Source organism: Halorubrum sp. Boch-26 (assembly GCF_029889805.1).
Classification (GTDB): domain Archaea; phylum Halobacteriota; class Halobacteria; order Halobacteriales; family Haloferacaceae; genus Halorubrum.
This window is the reverse complement of sequence record NZ_JARANT010000006.1, coordinates 1-14,233: the sequence shown is the minus strand read 5'-3', so window position 1 is coordinate 14,233 and position 14,233 is coordinate 1. Positions and strand designations below refer to the sequence as shown.

Annotated in this window: 17 protein-coding genes, 1 tRNA gene and 1 pseudogene; 3 read left to right on the top strand and 16 right to left on the bottom strand. The window is 66.5% G+C overall.

Annotated features, from left to right (window positions below; all coding sequences use genetic code 11):
• Positions 1-88: 88 nt before the first annotated feature.
• Both OQF71_RS01615 and OQF71_RS01610 read right to left on the bottom strand, forming a co-directional pair.
• Positions 89-661 carry a hypothetical protein gene (locus OQF71_RS01615; RefSeq protein WP_280585361.1) on the bottom strand — a complete coding sequence of 191 codons (573 nt, stop codon included), beginning with the start codon at positions 659-661 and terminating at the stop codon, positions 89-91.
• Positions 662-725: 64 nt separating this feature from the next.
• Positions 726-1,337 (bottom strand): site-specific integrase, encoded by a 612-nt coding sequence (locus tag OQF71_RS01610; RefSeq protein WP_280585360.1) that lies wholly within the window; start codon positions 1,335-1,337, stop codon positions 726-728.
• A gap of 164 nt (positions 1,338-1,501) precedes the next feature.
• Here OQF71_RS01610 and OQF71_RS01605 point away from each other — a divergent pair, with 164 nt between their 5' ends.
• Positions 1,502-1,771 (top strand): hypothetical protein, encoded by a 270-nt coding sequence (locus OQF71_RS01605; RefSeq protein ID WP_280585359.1) that lies wholly within the window; start codon positions 1,502-1,504, stop codon positions 1,769-1,771.
• Positions 1,772-2,466: 695 nt separating this feature from the next.
• Here the strand turns inward: OQF71_RS01605 and OQF71_RS01600 are convergent.
• The 5 genes from OQF71_RS01600 to OQF71_RS01580 all read right to left on the bottom strand — a co-directional run bounded on the left by OQF71_RS01600 (position 2,467) and on the right by OQF71_RS01580 (position 4,652).
• A complete protein-coding gene (locus OQF71_RS01600; RefSeq protein WP_280585357.1) occupies positions 2,467-2,691 on the bottom strand; it encodes a hypothetical protein in 225 nt (74 codons plus the stop codon).
• Positions 2,684-3,145 carry a hypothetical protein gene (locus tag OQF71_RS01595; protein WP_280585356.1) on the bottom strand — a complete coding sequence of 154 codons (462 nt, stop codon included), beginning with the start codon at positions 3,143-3,145 and terminating at the stop codon, positions 2,684-2,686. Before OQF71_RS01595 ends, OQF71_RS01600 begins: the two co-directional genes overlap by 8 nt.
• A 235-nt stretch (positions 3,146-3,380) precedes the next feature.
• Positions 3,381-4,022 (bottom strand): SWIM zinc finger family protein, encoded by a 642-nt coding sequence (locus OQF71_RS01590; RefSeq protein ID WP_280585355.1) that lies wholly within the window; start codon positions 4,020-4,022, stop codon positions 3,381-3,383.
• Positions 4,019-4,405 (bottom strand): hypothetical protein, encoded by a 387-nt coding sequence (locus tag OQF71_RS01585; protein WP_280585353.1) that lies wholly within the window; start codon positions 4,403-4,405, stop codon positions 4,019-4,021. The genes OQF71_RS01590 and OQF71_RS01585 overlap by 4 nt, the downstream gene beginning before the upstream one ends.
• A 173-nt stretch (positions 4,406-4,578) precedes the next feature.
• Positions 4,579-4,652 (bottom strand) — tRNA-Tyr (locus OQF71_RS01580).
• Positions 4,653-4,805: 153 nt separating this feature from the next.
• On the opposite strand from OQF71_RS01580, the gene OQF71_RS01575 reads away from it, so the two are divergent.
• Both OQF71_RS01575 and OQF71_RS01570 read left to right on the top strand, forming a co-directional pair.
• Complete coding sequence (locus OQF71_RS01575; RefSeq protein ID WP_280585352.1) at positions 4,806-5,660, top strand: hypothetical protein; 855 nt, start codon at positions 4,806-4,808, stop codon at positions 5,658-5,660.
• Between the two features lie 114 nt (positions 5,661-5,774).
• Positions 5,775-6,365, top strand: coding sequence for an NAD(P)/FAD-dependent oxidoreductase (locus tag OQF71_RS01570; RefSeq protein ID WP_280585351.1), 591 nt, complete (start codon positions 5,775-5,777; stop codon positions 6,363-6,365).
• Positions 6,366-6,408: 43 nt separating this feature from the next.
• Here the strand turns inward: OQF71_RS01570 and OQF71_RS01565 are convergent, their stop codons facing one another.
• The 9 genes and pseudogenes from OQF71_RS01565 to OQF71_RS01525 all read right to left on the bottom strand — a co-directional run.
• Positions 6,409-7,644 (bottom strand): FAD-dependent oxidoreductase, encoded by a 1,236-nt coding sequence (locus OQF71_RS01565; protein ID WP_280585350.1) that lies wholly within the window; start codon positions 7,642-7,644, stop codon positions 6,409-6,411.
• 186 nt (positions 7,645-7,830) lie between these two features.
• Positions 7,831-8,064, bottom strand: coding sequence for a DUF2892 domain-containing protein (locus OQF71_RS01560; protein WP_280585349.1), 234 nt, complete (start codon positions 8,062-8,064; stop codon positions 7,831-7,833).
• 220 nt (positions 8,065-8,284) lie between these two features.
• Positions 8,285-8,725: pseudogene (locus tag OQF71_RS01555) on the bottom strand (deoxyribodipyrimidine photo-lyase); the annotation flags it as partial.
• An 87-nt stretch (positions 8,726-8,812) separates the two neighbouring features.
• Positions 8,813-9,685 carry a sulfurtransferase gene (locus tag OQF71_RS01550; RefSeq protein ID WP_280585346.1) on the bottom strand — a complete coding sequence of 291 codons (873 nt, stop codon included), beginning with the start codon at positions 9,683-9,685 and terminating at the stop codon, positions 8,813-8,815.
• 138 nt (positions 9,686-9,823) lie between these two features.
• Positions 9,824-10,249 (bottom strand): universal stress protein, encoded by a 426-nt coding sequence (locus tag OQF71_RS01545; RefSeq protein WP_280585345.1) that lies wholly within the window; start codon positions 10,247-10,249, stop codon positions 9,824-9,826.
• A 96-nt stretch (positions 10,250-10,345) separates the two neighbouring features.
• The gene (locus OQF71_RS01540; protein WP_280585344.1) at positions 10,346-11,023 is read right to left on the bottom strand and encodes an SdpI family protein; all 678 of its coding nucleotides are present in this window, start codon (positions 11,021-11,023) and stop codon (positions 10,346-10,348) included.
• Between the two features lie 102 nt (positions 11,024-11,125).
• A complete protein-coding gene (locus OQF71_RS01535) occupies positions 11,126-11,665 on the bottom strand; it encodes an N-acetyltransferase (RefSeq protein ID WP_280585343.1) in 540 nt (179 codons plus the stop codon).
• Complete coding sequence (locus OQF71_RS01530; protein ID WP_280585342.1) at positions 11,662-12,960, bottom strand: TIGR00300 family protein; 1,299 nt, start codon at positions 12,958-12,960, stop codon at positions 11,662-11,664. Before OQF71_RS01530 ends, OQF71_RS01535 begins: the two co-directional genes overlap by 4 nt.
• Positions 12,961-13,045: 85 nt before the next feature.
• Positions 13,046-14,233 (bottom strand): site-2 protease family protein (locus tag OQF71_RS01525; RefSeq protein ID WP_280585341.1); only part of this gene is annotated, 1,188 nt, incomplete at its 5' end.

The window sequence follows — 14,233 nt, the reverse complement described above, 5'->3', positions numbered from 1 at the left end:
AATCATCAATCAGCTACAACATATTTATTATCGCTAATTTAGTTATTAAATGAATACAGATACAATACTGCCAAATCTTATAGGTGAATTAAATTTGATTCTTCGCAGCTGAGAGTGACATCCCATTTAACCACAAATCAACATTCGAGTTCGATTCCACTGCATCGACAGCCGATTTAAGACTACTACTGTCCCTTTCAAAATGGTGCCACTCACCTAATTTCAGTCCCCCGTCCTTGTCTGGGTATTGGAAGTCATTACAGGATGGACATGCTGTTGAATGTCTCGTGTAATGACTGCTTCTCCCCACAGGAATGAGACCAGGAATCTCCTGAGACCCACACTCATCACAGATCATCAATCTTTCTAAAAGATCGGCGCCTCGGTCTGTTGTAGCGTAACCGGAGGATGTTTCAACAATTAGATTTGTTTCTGTTGCCTTTCTTAGTACGCTGACCCGGTTTGTTCCTGGCATACCCATGAGAACATGACCCCGTTTCCTCAATCCACTTCCACCAGATCCACCTTTGCCTTCAGGGAGGGGGCCACGATAGTGGGTATTTGCGAGTAGTTGTTTGATATTATTGTAAGAGAAAGTGCTGCTAACTCTTGATTTGATGTCTGATGGTAGATCGGATTCTGACTGGATTTGACTATTCACATCTAGTCATCGCGACGGAATAGATAAAAATCCATGCTGCGTGACCTTTGACTAATTCTAACGCTTAGACACGGTCAATGTGGTCGTAGACTCGCTCGGTGGTCTGGATCGTCGCGTGTCGGAGCCGGTTCCGCACGTCGTAGAAGGTGTGCCCCTCCTCGACGTTGAGCATCCGATAGGCGACGCTGTGGCGGAGCGTGTGCGGTGTCACCTGCTCCGGGTCGCCTCGGCCCTGCAGAGTCATCGGCTCCACGTCGGCGCCGACGGCGGCCGCCGTGACGACGTTGCGGACCGACTCGGTCGACATCCGGTCGGACTGGCGCGACGGCCAGAGCGCATCGGTGTCCTTCCACCGGCCGGCGAGGTACGTCCGGAGTGTCCGAACGGTCTCGTCGGCCAGCTCGATCTCGGTGTAGCTCGGGGTGCGGTCGGTCGGGTAGTCCTTCTGGATGCCGGCCGGGAGCGCGAGAACGCCGTCGTCGAGGTCGACATGGTCGGCGACGTTGAGCGCGACGCACTCGGCGACCCGCAGGCCGGAGTCGTAGAGCGCCGCGATCAGCGCGTCGTTGCGAGCCGCGAGGTACGACGCGCTCGCTTCGACGGTCGCAGAACGCATCTGGTCGACCTGCTCCGGCTTCAGCCAGACGGTCGCTTTCTCCTGAGTTTGGGTTTCCATTATTCGGGGTGTCTCGAGGTGGATTGTTTATAAACGGTTCAGCGCGGGGGACCGGCGAGTTTGGGTTTCTGTACAGAGAATCCCAAACTCGTCTTAACCATTAGCATGCCACTACATTCGCCAACATCCGATCGTATAAACAGGTCGTAGACATTGGTCCTGTCATGGCATTGGGTATCCTTTCCAGGTTGGACACAGCTGAGGAAAGGATCACTCAACTCTACCGCACAGAATCGACACTGGACACGATCCGCGGCCAAATGATTCGACTGTCTATATCTGGCTTTCTGGCGTGTTGTATTGGAGGTGCTGTAGGGGGGATTTTGTACGTTGCAATTTACTATACTGGAGAGTTGTCCCAGCGATATCTGGAGTTCTTTGCTCCAGTCGGGGTTCTCTTTACCATGTTCTGGAAGGACTACGGGCCAGATTAATTCCGATTGCGAACAAACTTCATTGGATGGTTGACCGTCTCGATTACTGTATCGGGTGATTCTAACAGCTGTCGAGCCTCGGTGAGACTTTCGGTGAACAACCCGTCCGAGCCTAGAACCAACTCGAATAGTCTCGCTATTCGCTGAATCAGGCCAATCACAACGGCGGTCAGCCAATGAACTCCTGGTAGACCTGCATTTGATATCCGATAGTCTAGTGTCGGGGTTGCTAACGCAGCAAAGATGGCAAGAGTTGGCGTTAGAGATTCCCAGACTGCGTAACCCACCCCAAAGGCCATCAAGAACATCACATTCAGGTATATTCCTAGGACAAGGCTGATCACTAGCCTCGTTGGCTCGTTCTCGCTGAGGTCTCCGACTCGCTTTGGCCCTGCAATCGTAGCAACGCCCACAAACAGCGTCACAATTCCACCATACGCGAACACTCCGAGTGTCGGAAATGGGCTGGGTGACGAGATAGAACCGATGAGTGGGATGAAGCAGACAATCGCTATGGCTAGTGACTGCGTGACTACCGCTGACAAGCCGTCTTCTAATTGTTTGCGTATCGTTCCGACCGTCCCCGCGGTAGCCATCTCTTGGTAGATGTTTTGTACACTTGCTGGTAAAGGTTCCTCTGGTTGGGAGATCTACTATTTGGGTCCGCTTTTGTCGAACTCCATGCCGGTCCGTCATTAGCTCACCTCGACGTATTCGACGTAGTGCGCGGCGTTCTGCTCGTCGTGATCGACGAACCGTTCCTCGCCCGGCTCGACGTAGATCCGCTCGCTGTGGTCGCACGACAGACACGTCACTTCGTAGATTCGGTGTCGCCGGCGGTCGCTCGCTTCCTCGACGTCTCGCTTCCCGCGGAGGTCGACGTTCGGTGCGGCGCCGACGACCTTCACATCATTACGCATCGCGGGCACCTCCGTCAGTCCGCACGGTGCGGGCGAGATCGGCGAGGTCGTCGGGTTGTCGAATCATCAACACGCCCCAATTTGGCTCCACGATCTGCTCGCCGCCGACGCGCTGGCGTTCGAGCGGAAGGATCACGCGCCGCTTCACGCTTCCCTTCGGGATGTTGAGGCGGTTCGCGACCCGGCTCATCGCGGTGTCGACATCGATCCGTGACTGGAACGGCGACGCTTCGTCGCAGAGCACTTCGTAGCCACGCCGGACGACCGGATCGTCCGGGAGATACGCGGCCACGTTCGCCTCGTTGCCGTCGCGGTTCGCGTAGCTCTCGCGGAGCGCCGCCCGGATCGCCTCCGACCGCGATCCGTGCTCATCCGCCGCGTCGTCGAGCGCGTCGAGGAGGTCGTCGTCGCTCACTCGCGCCGACACGCGCTTCCCGCTGGTCTCGGCGCTCATCGACTCACCTCGCTTCCGGTGACCGCGCTCGGCTCGGCCGTCCACGCGCAGCAGCGCGCGCGCCGCCTGCTGTTCGCCCGCACAACGCCCGTGCATGAGGGGGGACGCCGTTCTGACGACGCGCCCCCGTCTGTGTGACACGGACCGGTTCCGGCAGTAGCGTTCTTGTTACCCCCGACGACTGCGGAATCGGTCTGTGTGACACGGTCGGCGTCTGTCACACGGATCACGTCGTTCATCGGTCCACCCCCTCGCCGAGCAGCCGGCGATCGTCGGTGACTCCGTCGCGCCGGGCGGCGGTACCGCCGTCGGCGCGGAGTTGCTCCTCGTGCTCGGCGACCTTCTCGCGGGCGACTCGGAGCCGGTTCGAGACCGTGCCGGGAGAGGAGTAGCCCTGCCGGCGCTGGTACTCTCGAACGCCCATGTCGCCGAGATCGCACTTGAGGTAGGCGTCGCGCTGCTTGTCCGTGAGGTACGGGTAGCGGCGTTCGGCGGGGTCGACGGCGTCGAGGTCACAGATCCGGATCGTCCGGCCGTTGATGTCGCGCTCTGGCGTGACGCCGGTCCACGCGGCCTTTCTGACGGCACAGAGGTGGACGCACGGGCCGTCGTTGTACTCCCAGCCTTTGCAGTCGCAGAGCCCGACGTGGTGGTCTCCCTCGCTTGCCAGAACGACGTGGTGCCACTCCTCGCCGTTCGGGCTCTTGATCTTGAAGCCGAGCCGCGATACGATCTCGATGTCCGACTCGTAGGGGACCGCCTTCTTCCAGCTAGTATCGTTCGTGCCGGCGAGGCGCTCGAAGTTGATCGACTCGCCGATCTGCGTGTCGACGCGGCCGAACTCTTCGAGCCCGCTGCGGGAATCCGCCCGGCTCATGGCGGTGAACACCCCCGAACGAAGGTGCCGACGCCACCTGCATGTCTGTCGAGGATGTGATCCCGAACAGACTCCGAAACGTCCTCGGGCGGGACGGCTTCCTCGTGGATATACTCCGATTCGACGGAGACCTCTGTGCCCTCAACGGTAGTCTCGGTCAGGACGTTGACGTGGTAGTACTTGTCGCCGCGTCTCTCGTAGCCGTTCCAGCCGGCGCTGTCGCTCCAGAGCTGGAGCCGCGCGTCGCAGTTACCCTCCTCGACCGGCCGAAAGAGCTGATCGACGCGCACCGTTTCGATCCGCTCGCGCTCGATCTCGACCGCGTCGCCGTCGATGTCGACAGCGATCGCTATCGCCTCGTCGCTGTCGCGCTCCGCACTCATGCTTCACCCCCGTCAACTACAAAATTCGCAGGACGGCGTCGGGGGGTGTGATCGACCTTGTTGCACTCCGATTTTTCGGGGCGTCTTCCGAAAACGCGGACTAGTCGCTCACGTCTTCTACGGTGAAAGTACGACAAAAGCGCCGTAGAGGCGCTTTCGCCGTAAAATTCGGATCCGCCCTCCCCGAATTGAACGGGGGACAAGTCGATCTACAGTCGACTGCTCTACCAGGCTGAGCTAAGGGCGGTTACTGTATGCTACCCGCCGGATTCAACTTAAGGGTTCCCTTTCAGCACAGGTGTGATCCGCCGTACCGCGGGGGGCTCCGGGTCGAGATCGGGGCCCTCCGATCCCGCTCGCAGCGCACGGTTTTTAAGTCGCTCGCGGCGGGAGCGAGCGTATGGCCGACGGCGACGACAGACAGGCGACGTTCGGGTCCGACGGGAGCTTGGAGACCGACACGACGCCCGACGCGACCGGCGACAACGACTTCGGCGAGCCGAAGGAGCCGAACGAGACCGACGGCGGCTACAGCCGCTACGCCGTCTCCAGCCTGCTCCAGAAGGCCGTGCGCCGCTCCGACGAGGAGGTCGCCGCGTGGGCCGCGTGGGAGTTGGCGCGCTCCGGCTACGCGTGGAACCTCTGGGACCGCCTGACGCTGTACGTCGTCGAGGACCTCCGCGCCGGCAGCGACGTGGCGCTCGCAATCGAGCGCTACGAGGAGCTCGCCACGGAGCGCTGGGAGCCCGCCGAGTGGAAGGGCCGCCTCTGCGCGATTCACGCCGCGCTGGCGGCCGCTCGCGCGCAGTCGAGCCGCGAGGCTCCCAACGCCGACGAGTACTTCCGGACCGTCGCCGACGTCCGCGCCGAGGCCCGCGAGCGCGGCGAGGAGCCCGCCCACGACTTCCCCGTCGGCGACTTCGAACCCGGCGGCGAGTTCGACGCGATCTTCGACGGCCACACCGGCGAGGGGTCGAAGCTGGGGCGCGACACGCGATTCTTCAAGACCCGCGGCGCGCGGGTCGGCCCGGAGGGCGAGGGCGAGCACAGCGCCCGCTGGCAGCGCCTCGCGATGCTCCTCGACGACGAGAACGACTACTCCGCCGCCGAGCTCGATCGCGCCGTCGAGCCCGTCGATCCGGACGACCCGTGGCGCGAACCAGAGACGGTCGGCGCCGACGCCGAGGAAGACGAGAGCGACCGGGACGACGAGATCGGCGACCCTCACGGGTCGCTTTCAGATTTCTCGTCGTAGTCGTCGAGCGACAACCGACGAGCGCACTCACCCGTACGCCGCAACGCGCGGAGATACCACACCTCCGTCACCGGTTCCGCCAACCCTTATCAGGCCGCGACCGGAACGACGGCCATGGCAGACGTAGCTATCGTCGGCGGCGGACCGGCCGGACTCAGCGCGGGGCTGTTCGCGGGCAAGAACGGGCTCGATACCATTCTGTTCGACACCGATGCGACCTGGATGCACAAGGCACACCTGTTCAACTACCCCGGCATCGGCTCGGTCGGCGGCAGCGAGTTCCTCGCGACCGCCCGCCAGCAGGCCGACGACTTCGGCGTCGATCGGAAACAGGGCGAGGAGGTCACCGACGTCGCGGAGGCGGGCGACGGCTTCGCAGTGACGACCGAGGAGGGCGAGTACGAGGCCGGCTACCTCGTGCTCGCGACCGGCGCGAGCCGTGACCTCGCCGAGTCGCTCGGCTGCGCGTTCGGCGACGACGACACGGTCGACGTCGGCGTCTCGATGGAGACGAGCGTCGCGGGGGCCTACGCGACGGGCGGGATGGTCCGCGCCGAGGAGTGGCAAGCGGTCATCGCGGCCGGTGACGGCGCCGCCGCGGCCCTCAACATCCTCTCGAAGGAGAAGGGCGAGCACTACCACGACTTCGACGTCCCCGACACCGCGACCTCGGTGTTCGGCGGCCTGATCGACGACGGCGAGTAGCCGGACTCGTCCCCGGCGTCCTCGCCTTCCGATTCCCGCCGTTTCAGTCGTCGTCAGCGGCGGCGCTCACGACGCCGGCGTCGGTCGGGTTCGTCCCGCCGTACCGGTCCACGAACTCGTCGAGCCGATCGGGGTCGTCGGCGCCGGGGAGCGGCTCCGTCGCGGTGTCGCAGGCGGCGTCGACGCCGAGTCGCTCGCAGACGCGGTCGGCCGTGACCTCGGCCATCTCCCGGTAGGTCGTCAGCTTTCCGCCGACGACCGTGTGGAGGTTCCCGACGCCCTCGTCGGCGTGATCGATCACGGTGAACCCGCGCGAGATCCCGCGCCGGTTCGGTCCCGTCTCGTCCGGCGCGTACAGTGGGCGGACGCCCCACCACCGCCTCACCTCCGGCGCCTCGGCGACCGCGGGGAGCATCGCCGCGCACTCCTCGATCGAGCGCTCGACCTCCCAGTCGGCCGTCTCGTACTCGTCCGGGTCGTCGACCGGGACGCTCGTCGTGCCGAGCACGGCCTCCCCCTCGTGGGGGACGACGATGTCGCCGTCGTCGGGGTCGCGACACCGGTTCAACACCGGAGCGAGCCCGTCGTACTCGACGGAGATCATCACGCCGCGGCTCGGCGCCATCCCCACCTCGACGCCGGCCAGGTCGGCGATCCGGTCGGCCCACGCCCCCGTCGCGTTGACGACGTGATCCGGTCGGAGCGCGGCGTCGACGTCGCCACCGACGCGCACGGCCGAGACCGCGCCGTCGGCCGTCTCGACGGCCTCGACGGGCGCGTCGGTGTGGACGGTGGCGCCGTGTCGCTCGGCGTCGGCCGCGTTCGCGGCGACCAGCCGAGAGGGATAGATCACGCCGTCCGGCACGCGGAACGCCTCCGCGACGTCGTCGGAGAGCCCCGGAACGACGGCTTGCGCCTCGTCGGCGTCGAACCGCTCGGTCTCGATGCCGACCTCCTCGCAAGCCCCCAGTTTCTCCTCGAAGTAGTCCGGGTCGTCGCCCGCGAGGCGGACGAACAGCCCGTCGGTCTCGCGGAGGCACGTGCCGGCGATTTCGCGGAGCGTCCGGTTCTCGCGGAGGCACTCCTCGGCGCCTCGGGGGTCGTCCTCAGCGTAGCGGGCGCCGCTGTGGAGCAGGCCGTGCGAGCGCCCGGAGGTGCCGCCGGCGAGCCCGCCGCGGTCGACGAGCGTCACGTCGACGCCGCGGAGAGCCAGGTCGCGCGCGACTCCGGTCCCGGTCGCGCCGCCTCCGATCACGAGGACCGTCGGGTCGCCGCTCACGATCGGCCACCTCGGTCGGGGATGCGATTCGCGCGCACGCACACAGTGGTCGTCAGTCTGCGTCGCTGTCTCATGTCACACGTTACGACTAGCCACACTTGAGGCTGCCGTCGCCGGCGGTTCGAAACCGTCGAAAAGAGGCGTCTCAACTGTTCTGTACGTGAAATCCCGGACCGATCGAGGGCCTTATCGGGAGCGGCCGGCCGACGCCGGGCACGTGTCGACGCCGAGCAGTGAGTAGAGCGCGCACGTGCCGGTCGCGGCGGTCCCGAGCATGAGCAGCGACACCACGCCGAAGACGGGCGCGGCCAGCGCCGGCAGCGAAATCGCCCCGGCGAGCGAGGCGAGCGAGGCGATTCCGAACACCGCACCGAGGGCCGTTCTGACGCGCTTGTCCGTGGAACCGACGTTCTGGTTCATAACTCACAATACGGTACACACATGTAAATACGTTCCCACGCCGGCTCGTCGATCAGCCGTCGTCGTCGAAGGCGGACAGGTCGGTCTGACGGCCGCGCCGACGCCCGTCGGCGGTCGCCCCGCCGGCACCGCCGCTCGCTTCGGCCTCTCGTTCCGAGGCCTCGATCCCGTGCTCCGCCGCGATCGACCGCGCGGCGTCGATTCCGCCCGAGAGCGAGGCGCGCCGGAGACCGTACCGGCCGGTCACGCTCCGGTTGGCGACCACGTCCCAGCCGGCGTCGACGAAGCGACCGAGCACCTCGATCGGGTCGCCGTGGGCGTACGTCAGCCCCGGCGCACCCACGTCGCGGTACTGGCGGTCGAGGTCGCGCAGGCAGTCGTGAAGAAAGTCGATCCGGGCGTCACAGGCCATCCCGCGGTCGCCGAAGAAGGCCGGATCGAAGACGAACAGCGGGAGGACGGTGGGGTCGGCGTCGCCCGTCGCGTCTGCGGATCGCGTCGACGCGGCCGCCGCGAGGGCGGTGTTGTCCGCGATCCGGAGGTCCTCGCGGTGCCACACCACGGTCCCCGCCGTCGCCTCCGAATCGGCGAGCGACCGGATCGCCTTCCGGTCCGGGACCGTTTGAAGTGGCGTCGGGCCGTCCGGATCACCCGGCTCCATACGCCCATGGTTCGGTCTCCCGGCGCAAGGGCCTGTCGTCGGCTCACCGCGGGCGTCCGGTGGGCCGCGTCACCGGATTCCGTCCCGTTACTCGCCGGTCTCGATCGGCGCGCCGACGAGGTTCCCCCACTCGGTCCACGAGCCGTCGTAGTTGCGGACGTCGTCGTAGCCGAGCAGCTCGTGCAGGAGGAACCACTCGATCGACGAGCGCTCGCCGACGCGGCAGTAGGTGATCGTCGACTCGTCGCCGTCGACGCCGGCGTCACCGTACAGCTCGCGGAGCTCGTCCGCGCTCTTGAACGTGCCGTCCTCGTTCAGGGTGGTCCCGATCGGGACGCTGCTCGCGCCGGGGATGTGGCCGCCGCGCTGGGCGGTCTCGTTGAGCCCCTCGGGCGCGATGACCTCGCCGGAGAACTCCTCGGGCGAGCGGACGTCGACCATCGGGATCCCCTCCTCGATCGCCTTGTCGATGTCGTCCTTGTAGGCGCGGACGCTCTCGAAGGGGCCGCGGGCCTCGTACTCCCGGGCCGGGAAGTCGGGCTCCTCGGTTGAGAGCGGGTAGTCGTTGGCGACCCAGTACCCCTTTCCGCCGTCGATCACGCGGACGTCCTCGTGACCGTAGTACTTGTAGATCCAGTAGCCGAACAGCGCGAACCAGTTGGGGACGCGGCCGCCGCCGTACACCACGACCGTCGTGTCGGCGCTGATACCTCCCTCGCCGTTCCGCGCCGCGAAGTCCGCCTTCGAGACGATGTCGCGCTCCGTCTCGTCGGTGAAGACCTCGTCCCACTCGAAGTTCAACGCGCCGGGGATATGCCCCTCCTCGTAGGGCGTGTAGTCCGACTCGTCGGTGACGGTCGGATTGTTGATCTCCACGAGCCGGTACTCCGGATCGTCGCTCTCGAACGCGTCGAGGTTCGATTCCACCCAGTCCGCCGTCACGAGTACGTCTTCAGGCATCAACGACAGTACAGCGTAAGACGGCTTTGAAGGACCGATAATGGCGGTTATTTCCGCCGCCTGTGACGCCGCCGTTCTCGACGGAGGCGTCGAAAACGAGAGTTAGCGGCGGTCGAAGGCACGCTCACCGGGTGACACCTACCGGATCACCGTCACCGGCACGTCCGCCTTGTCGACGACGCTCTTCGCGACGCTACCGACGACCTGCTCGCGCTCCTCGCTCAGCCCGCGGTGTCCGACGTAGATCGCGTCGATGTCAGCCTCGTCCGCGTAGTCAGCGATTGCGTCGGCCGGGCGTCCGGTGAGTAGCTGCGTCTTCACGTCGATCGGCTCGTCACCGACCGCCTCCTCGGCGATCGTTCGAGCGTTGGCGAGAACGCTCTCGCCAGCGTCGACCGCGGCCGCCTCACCCGGGAGGACGATCGTCCCGTCGACGAGTTCCGAATCCGGCGTCAACACGTGGACGATCTCGAGGGTCTCGTAGAACGCGACCGCCTGTCGCGCCGCGTAGCGGACGGCCTCGTCGCTCTCCGCCGATCCGTCGGTTGCAACGAGATAGCTCATACGCAAAGGTCACGCCGGCTCGCATATAACTCCTGTCCGGCGTTCTCGGGTCGTGAAGGTGCGGACAGGGAGTACGTCGTCGAACGCGAACCGTCGCTACGACTCCGACTCCGGGCCGATCGAGTCGTCACCGTCTCGCTCTAACCGGCCGTACAGGACGTACGAGTACGCCGCGGTGACCACCGCGACGGTCACCAGCGGAACGACGAGGGCGTACACCGCGTACTCGCCGAACGCCAGCCCCGCGAGCCCGACGAGCGCGGCGAGCTTGAACAGCCGCCCACCGAGCCGATGGGTCCGGTCCCAGACCGCGTCGCTGCTGAGCGTCCACGGCGTGCGGATCCCCATGAACCAGTTGCGCTCGGTCCGGGGGAGCACGGCGCCGGCGTAGTAGACGAGCAGCGAGACGCCGGCCACGATGAGCGACGTGAACGGGAACTCGTAGCCGAGGTTGAAGGCGAGGACCCCCGCGTGGACGACGAACAGGAACGCCGTCACCGCGACGACGAACCAGTCGTAGGTCGGGCGAAACGCGGCGACGTTCTCGCGGAGCGGGTCGATCCGCGGCAGGACGGCCAAGAGCAGGACCAGTCCGGCCATCAGCGCCGGCGACAGCCAGACGGCGGTCGCCCGCGGGAGGGTCCCGGCCGGCCGCCCGGCGGCGTCCCAGTTCGTCACCACGCGCTCGGGGAGCGAGGGCGCCGCGACCGCGCTCAACGCGCCCGCTATCAGCACGAGCCCCGCCGCCACGGCGAGCCGCTGAACGCTTCTCATATCCCCCGCAACGCCGGCCGCGTGTATGAAGGTGTCCACGGATTCAGGCCGCGGTTATCGGTGTCACGTCGGCTCGCGGAGGGTCGGACAGGCGTCCCGGACTCAGACGAGGTCGAGCGGTCGCGCGACCATCTCGCCCCACGACTCGAAGCCGTGACGGTCGTAAAAGGCCCGGGCGCGCTCGTTCGCCGGGTCGACGTCGAGCACGACCCGATCCAGCGGGAGCGACTGGTCGGCCGCGAGATCGACGGCGGCAGTCATGAGATCGTCCGCGACGCCCGTGCCCCGGTGGTCGGGAGCGACATAGAGCTCGTTTATCACTGCCGCGTCCCAGACCATCGCGAGCCGCTCGGGGAGCACGAAGACGTAGCCGACGACCGCGCCGGCCTCGGTAGACTCGCCGCCGTCGCCCTTTCCGTCGTCGCTCTCCGCGACCGTCACGCAGCGCTCATCGTCGGCAACGCACCGCTCGACCCACGCGAGCCATCGCTCGCGGTAGCCGTCGGTGAGCTTCCCCTCGTAGACGGCCGCCTTGTCGTCGCCGCCGGTGTTCTCGCCGAGCCCGCGCTCGAACGCGAGCTTGCAGTCGTAGAGCCCCTCGGCGTCGGTCGCGGGGTCGTACGGGCGAAGCGCGACAGTCATCGGTCGTCCTCGCCTTTCGGGGCGGTCGCGTCGGTTTGCCCGATGTCCTCGCTCCCGTCGCCCTCCAGCACGAAGTCGGCGAGCTTCGGGACGAACGTCCCGATGTCGGTGACCATCCCGACGGCCTGCGCCGAGCCGCGGTCGAGCAGCTGGGTGACGGTCGCGGGGTCGATGTCGACGCAGACCGTCTTCGTCGTCGACGGGAGGCAGTTCCCGACGGCGACCGAGTGGAGCAGCGTCGCGAGCATGATCACGATGTCGGCCTCGTGGGCCTGCTCGCGGATCGCATTCTGCGCCGCCACGGCGTCGGTGATCGTGTCCGGAAGGGGGCCGTCGTCGCGGATAGAGCCCGCGAGCACGACGTCGACGTCGCGCTCGACGCACTGGTACATCACGCCTTCGGTCACGATCCCCTCGTCCACGGCGGCCTCGATCCCGCCCGCCCGGATGATCTCCGAGATGGTCCAGATGTGATGTTTGTGTCCCTTCCGCGGGTGTTCCAGCGTCTCGACGTCCATCCCGAGCGACGTGCCGTACAGCGACCGCTCCAAGTCGTGAGTCGCGAAGCCGTTCCCGGCCGAGAGCGCGTCGACGACCCCCGCCTCCACGAGCGCGGCGAGCGCGTCGCCCGCCCCCGAGTGGATCACGGCGGGGCCGGCGACGACCATCACGTTCCCGCCGGACCGTGTCACCTCACGGAGCTCCGCGGCGACCTCCCGGATGGTGGACTCGGAGGGGCGCTCGGAGGAGACGCCGCCCTGCATGAAGCCGAAGGCGCCGCCCCCGCTGCGGGGGCGCTCCGGTGGTCGCACGCGGATCCCCGACTCGTCGGTCGCGATCAGGTCACCCGCTTCGACCGCGTTGAGCACCTTCGTGGACGCTCGCGGTTCGCCGTTCGGACCGCCGTCGGGCTGGACCACCAGCGCGCAGTCCATCTCGATCCGCTCGACCTCGATCCACTCGCCGTCGTACAACACCTCGGTCGGGTGGTTCGTCGTGGAGTAGAAGTCGGGCGGTACGACCCTATCCGCGGGCGCGGCGACGAGTTCGACGTCGGTCGGGTCCTCCAACACCGCGCCGTTCTGGTGAAGCTCGTGGAGGATGGCTTGGAGCGTCTCCGGGTCGTCGGCCGAGACGGTCATTCGGCAGTACGATTCCTCCTCTTCGTGTTTCCCGACGTCGAACCGCTCGACGTCGAAGGAGCCGCCCAGGTCCATCACCGCGCCGAAACAGCGCTGCATCGTCCCGCTGTCGATGATGTGCCCCTCGATCTCGACGGTTCGTTTCCGGCTCATACCGCACCGTTTCGGCCCGCGGAGAAACCCGTTTCCCCTGCCGCGGGCGTGGCGGTCAGCGAGAGCGGTGGGTGAGAGTCACCGCTCAGATCAGTCCGAGCGCCGAAAGGATCTGGTTCCCGAACACCATCGCGATCAGCCCGGTCAACATGACGAGTCCGGACGAGACGGTGATCGTGCGGACCGCGGCGTGCCGGTCGGAGAGGGGGACCCGGCTGATCACCGCTTCGGCGACCATCCGGAGGATACGCCCGCCGTCGAGCGGGAACGCCGGCAGGCAGTTGAACAGCGCGAGCTGGATGTTGATCCACCCGGTCCAGAAGAGGAGGTTCGCGAGCAGGAACACCCCGCCGCCGAGCGCGCCGAGCGCCCCCTCGACCACGAAGAAGTTGGTCACCTCGCCGGTGAAGCCGGCGAAGTTGAACGGGAGGCCGAACAGGCTGCCGAGCGGGAGGATGAGCGAGACGAACACGAGCCCGAGCGGCGAGTCGGTGAGCCCGCCGAGCGGGACCGCCTCGCCCGCGGCCTCGCCCGCGTCGCCGCCGAGCAGTTCGAGGTACGCGCCGGCGGGGTACTCGGAGACGCCGAAGTCGTCGAGCGCGAGCCCGCTGGATCCGGGGAACACCGAGACGCCCACGAACCCGCCGTCGCGGTTCGGGTGCGGGGCCAGCTCCACGTCGTACGCCTGGCGCTCGTCGTCGTCGTCGTACGCGATCACCTCGACGGTCGCTCCGGGGTCGCGCTCGCCGAGCACCGCGGAGAGGGCGTCGGCGCCGTGGATCCGTTCCCCGCCGATCGAGACGATCGTCAGCGGCTCGCCGGGCGTCGCGCCGGCGTCGTCGAGCGGGCCGTCCGCCTGTACGCCGAGCGCGTACGCACCGATCGGGATTTCGGCGGTCGTGGCGTTCGCGTCCCCGCCGCTCGCGTTCGCGCCGCTCCCGTCGAGGGCCCTCACCGACACCGTGGCGCGCTCCGCGTCGCCGACGGCGTCGTAGAAGGCGCCCTCGGTCGCCACCCGATCGCCGTTCACCGACTCGATCGTCAGCGGCGCCTCCGTGATCGTCACGCCGAGGGGGTTGCCGCCGGCGGAGCCGACCGCTTGGAGCTCGCGGTCCACCTCGACCTCGCGCTTCCCGTCGCCGTCGTCGGCCGCGACCGTCACCGTGTCACCGGCCTCGGCAAGCGCTGCCTCGAACTCGGCGGCCGTGTCGACCGGGGCGCCGTCGACTTCGTTGTGCCGGTAGCCCGCTGTGTGGTCGGCCGTGTCGGCCGG

Bases quoted from the DNA above. Each gene is read 5' to 3' on its own strand.
- OQF71_RS01600 (WP_280585357.1), bottom strand. From the start codon at position 2,691: ATGCGTAATGATGTGAAGGTCGTCGGCGCCGCACCGAACGTCGACCTC.
- OQF71_RS01595 (WP_280585356.1), bottom strand. From the start codon at position 3,145: ATGAGCGCCGAGACCAGCGGGAAGCGCGTGTCGGCGCGAGTGAGCGAC.
- OQF71_RS01585 (WP_280585353.1), bottom strand. From the start codon at position 4,405: ATGAGTGCGGAGCGCGACAGCGACGAGGCGATAGCGATCGCTGTCGAC.
- OQF71_RS01605 (WP_280585359.1), top strand. From the start codon at position 1,502: ATGGCATTGGGTATCCTTTCCAGGTTGGACACAGCTGAGGAAAGGATC.
- OQF71_RS01570 (WP_280585351.1), top strand. From the start codon at position 5,775: ATGGCAGACGTAGCTATCGTCGGCGGCGGACCGGCCGGACTCAGCGCG.
- OQF71_RS01530 (WP_280585342.1), bottom strand. From the start codon at position 12,960: ATGAGCCGGAAACGAACCGTCGAGATCGAGGGGCACATCATCGACAGC.
- OQF71_RS01535 (WP_280585343.1), bottom strand. From the start codon at position 11,665: ATGACTGTCGCGCTTCGCCCGTACGACCCCGCGACCGACGCCGAGGGG.
- OQF71_RS01590 (WP_280585355.1), bottom strand. From the start codon at position 4,022: ATGAGCCGGGCGGATTCCCGCAGCGGGCTCGAAGAGTTCGGCCGCGTC.
- OQF71_RS01550 (WP_280585346.1), bottom strand. From the start codon at position 9,685: ATGCCTGAAGACGTACTCGTGACGGCGGACTGGGTGGAATCGAACCTC.
- OQF71_RS01610 (WP_280585360.1), bottom strand. From the start codon at position 1,337: ATGGAAACCCAAACTCAGGAGAAAGCGACCGTCTGGCTGAAGCCGGAG.
- OQF71_RS01540 (WP_280585344.1), bottom strand. From the start codon at position 11,023: ATGAGAAGCGTTCAGCGGCTCGCCGTGGCGGCGGGGCTCGTGCTGATA.
- OQF71_RS01545 (WP_280585345.1), bottom strand. From the start codon at position 10,249: ATGAGCTATCTCGTTGCAACCGACGGATCGGCGGAGAGCGACGAGGCC.
- OQF71_RS01560 (WP_280585349.1), bottom strand. From the start codon at position 8,064: ATGAACCAGAACGTCGGTTCCACGGACAAGCGCGTCAGAACGGCCCTC.
- OQF71_RS01575 (WP_280585352.1), top strand. From the start codon at position 4,806: ATGGCCGACGGCGACGACAGACAGGCGACGTTCGGGTCCGACGGGAGC.